Raw genomic sequence first — 3734 nt, forward strand, 5'->3', positions numbered from 1 at the left:
CAATCTTAAAGTAACAAACAACACGATCTGATCGCACCGCGTTAGGTGTTGATCTCGGTTGCTGCTTCTTAGGAAGCCGGCGTTTAACGGACTGTTTCCTCGGTCTATTAGGCGTATCGCGACTGAAAGAGACGTGTTGTCCAAGTCAAGTACACTAACCAGAGTAGTGACGCCTACTTCCTGCACGGAAGGTAGGCTAGATGCACTGCTCGCTGTCCAATCTACAGTGATTGGGCGGGTAAAAAAGTATGCTTTTGATCTGGAATAAGGGAAGACAGTTTCTTACCAGCTTCTGTCTCCCGCGTTGGGCTGACGTCCTGCACTCTACCGGCCGTTTGAGGGTCTAAATTATCCTCAAGTAGCCGAATAGGCGGTAGGACATTAAATCAGTCTTTCTTTTTCTGGATCAAATCAAGCGCGAAAAGGGCGTTTGGTGAATGCCTTGGCAGTAAGAGGCGATGAAAGACGTGATACTCTGCGATAAGCCATGGGGAGCTGAGAATAAGCTTTGATCCATGGATTTCTGAATGGGGCAACCCACCTGATACTGTGTTATTTATTCTACCTAGTTGGAAGTTGTTTGGGGTTCGTCCTCAAGTAGCCGAATAGGCGGTAGGACAAAATAATGCGGTAAACCAGGTATTTATAGACTGAATACATAGGTTTATAAAAGCAAACCCGGGGAACTGAAACATCTAAGTACCCGGAGGAAAGGAAATCAATTGATACTCCCCTAGTAGCGGCGAGCGAACGGGGACCAGCCGAGCCTCAATTGTGGTTAGAATGCGTTGGAATGCGCAACCAAAGTGGGTGATAGTCCCGTATAAGAAGCATGAGAGGACGTATTAAGTAGGGCGGAACACGTGAAATTCTGTCTGAAGATCGGAGGACCACCTTCGAAGGCTAAGTACTCCTTACTGACCGATAGTGAACCAGTACCGTGAGGGAAAGGTGAAAAGCACCCCGACGAGGGGAGTGAAACAGTACCTGAAACCGAACGCCTACAATCAGTTGGAGGGACTTTACGTCCTGACAGCGTACCTTTTGTATAATGGGTCATCGACTTGGTCTCACAAGCAAGCTTAAGCCGTTAGGTGTAGGCGCAGCGAAAGCGAGTCTTAATAGGGCGTTGAGTTTGTGGGATCAGACCCGAAACCGAGTGATCTAGGCATGGCCAGGTTGAAGATAAGGTAACACTTATTGGAGGACCGAACCCACATCCGTTGAAAAGGATCGGGATGAGCTGTGCCTAGGGGTGAAAGGCCAATCAAACTCGGAGATAGCTGGTTCTCTGCGAAATCTATTTAGGTAGAGCGTCATCCGAATACCCTCGGGGGTAGAGCACTGGATGGGTAATGGGGCCCCACAGGCTTACTGATCCTAACCAAACTCCGAATACCGAGGAGTACTAGATGGCAGACACACAGCGGATGCTAACGTCCGTTGTGAAGAGGGAAACAACCCTGACCTACAGCTAAGGCCCCTAATTCATGGCTAAGTGGGAAAGCAGGTGAGACGACCAAAACAACCAGGAGGTTGGCTTAGAAGCAGCCATCCTTTAAAGATAGCGTAACAGCTCACTGGTCTAAATAAGTTGTCTTGCGGCGAAGATGTAACGGGGCTCAAGCCATGAGCCGAAGCTTAGGATGCATTTATTGCATGGTAGCAGAGCGTAGTGTGACATAGTTCCATGTCTCCTTAGCCCTTCGGGGTATTGGAGACGCGGAGCTTTCTGTGAAGCGGGCCTGTGAGGGATCCCGTGGAGAGATCACTAGTGAGAATGATGACATGAGTAGCGACAAAGAGTGTGAGAGACACTCTCGCCGAAAATCCAAGGGTTCCTGCTTAAAGCTAATCTGAGCAGGGTAAGCCGACCCCTAAGGCGAGGCCGAAAGGCGTAGTCGATGGGAACCAGGTTAATATTCCTGGGCCAGATGGAAGTGACGGATCTCGAGGGTAGTTCATCCTTATCGGATTGAATGGGCTGCTTAGAGGTCCCTGGAAATAGCTCCATCGCTAGATCGTACCCTAAACCGACACAGGTGGATAGGTAGAGAATACCAAGGCGCTTGAGAGAACTATGTTGAAGGAACTCGGCAAAATACCTCCGTAAGTTCGCGAGAAGGAGGCCCGGTTTCTAGGCAACTAGAGGCTGGGGGCACAAACCAGGGGGTGGCGACTGTTTATTAAAAACACAGGGCTCTGCGAAGTCGTAAGACGACGTATAGGGTCTGACGCCTGCCCGGTGCCTGAAGGTTAAAAGGAGGGGTGAGAGCTCTGAATTGAAGCCCAGGTAAACGGCGGCCGTAACTATAACGGTCCTAAGGTAGCGAAATTCCTTGTCGGGTAAGTTCCGACCTGCACGAATGGCGTAACGACTTCCCCGCTGTCTCCAACATAGACTCAGCGAAATTGAATTACCGGTCAAGATGCCGGTTACCCGCGGTTAGACGGAAAGACCCCGTGCACCTTTACTACAACTTCACACTGGCATTAGGCCGAACATGTGCAGGATAGGTGGTGGGCTTTGAAGCGTGGACGCCAGTCTGCGTGGAGCCTCCCTTGAGATACCACCCTTGTTCTGCTTGATGTCTAACCGCGGTCCGTTATCCGGATCCGGGACCCTGTGTGGTGGGTAGTTTGACTGGGGCGGTCGCCTCCTAAATCGTAACGGAGGCGCGCGAAGGTTGGCTCAGAGCGGTCGGAAATCGCTCGTTGAGTGCAATGGCAGAAGCCAGCCTGACTGCGAGACTGACAAGTCGAGCAGAGTCGAAAGACGGCCATAGTGATCCGGTGGTCCCAAGTGGGAGGGCCATCGCTCAACGGATAAAAGGTACGCCGGGGATAACAGGCTGATACTGCCCAAGAGTCCATATCGACGGCAGTGTTTGGCACCTCGATGTCGGCTCATCTCATCCTGGGGCTGGAGCAGGTCCCAAGGGTACGGCTGTTCGCCGTTTAAAGAGGTACGTGAGCTGGGTTTAGAACGTCGTGAGACAGTTCGGTCCCTATCTTCCGTGGGTGTAGGATACTTGAGAGGAGTTGCCCCTAGTACGAGAGGACCGGGGTGAACGATCCACTGGTGGACCAGTTGTTATGCCAATAGCAGTGCTGGGTAGCTATGATCGGACAGGATAACCGCTGAAGGCATCTAAGCGGGAAGCCCCCCTCAAAACAAGGTATCCCTGAGAGCCGAGGTAGACCACCTCGTCGATAGGCCAGAGATGTAAGCGTAGTAATACGTTCAGTTGACTGGTACTAATTGCTCGATAGGCTTGATTTGATCCAGTAGAAGAAAGACTTCATACTGTGACAAAAGCATACACATACAATCAGTCGTACTGACTTGGACAAATCCTTACCCAGAACGGTGAGGAGGCGGGAACGCGCATCCTTTGGATACGCTCTCTCCCGCTTGTTGCTCTTTTGCCAATGGCAAAAGCAACAACATAGAGGTTTTACTCGGTTTGGTGGTCATAGCGTAAGCAAAACACCCGATCCCATCCCGAACTCGGCAGTTAAGTGCTACTGCGCCAATGGTACTGCGTCTTAAGACGTGGGAGAGTAGGTCACCGCCAAACCTAGCAAAACCTCTAAATTTAGTATCTCTCTGCGATGACAAAATAATAAGCCAATACACAAACATTGGCCCCCGGCGCGGGATGGAGCAGCCCGGTAGCTCGTCAGGCTCATAACCTGAAGGTCGTAGGTTCAAATCCTACTCCCGCAACCAA

At 51.0% G+C, this 3734-nt stretch carries 1 tRNA gene and 2 rRNA genes; all 3 read left to right on the forward strand.

Features of this window, described 5'->3' with window-relative positions:
• Positions 1–409 precede the first annotated feature (409 nt).
• A 23S ribosomal RNA gene (locus tag BLQ98_RS17850) occupies positions 410–3283 on the forward strand.
• A 183-nt stretch (positions 3284–3466) separates the two neighbouring features.
• Positions 3467–3581, forward strand: a 5S ribosomal RNA gene (gene rrf / locus BLQ98_RS17855).
• A gap of 75 nt (positions 3582–3656) precedes the next feature.
• Positions 3657–3733, forward strand: a tRNA-Met gene (locus BLQ98_RS17860).
• The last annotated feature ends 1 nt before the right edge of the window (position 3734 follow it).

Source organism: Sulfitobacter litoralis, assembly GCF_900103185.1.
Taxonomy (GTDB): Bacteria; Pseudomonadota; Alphaproteobacteria; order Rhodobacterales; family Rhodobacteraceae; genus Sulfitobacter; species Sulfitobacter litoralis.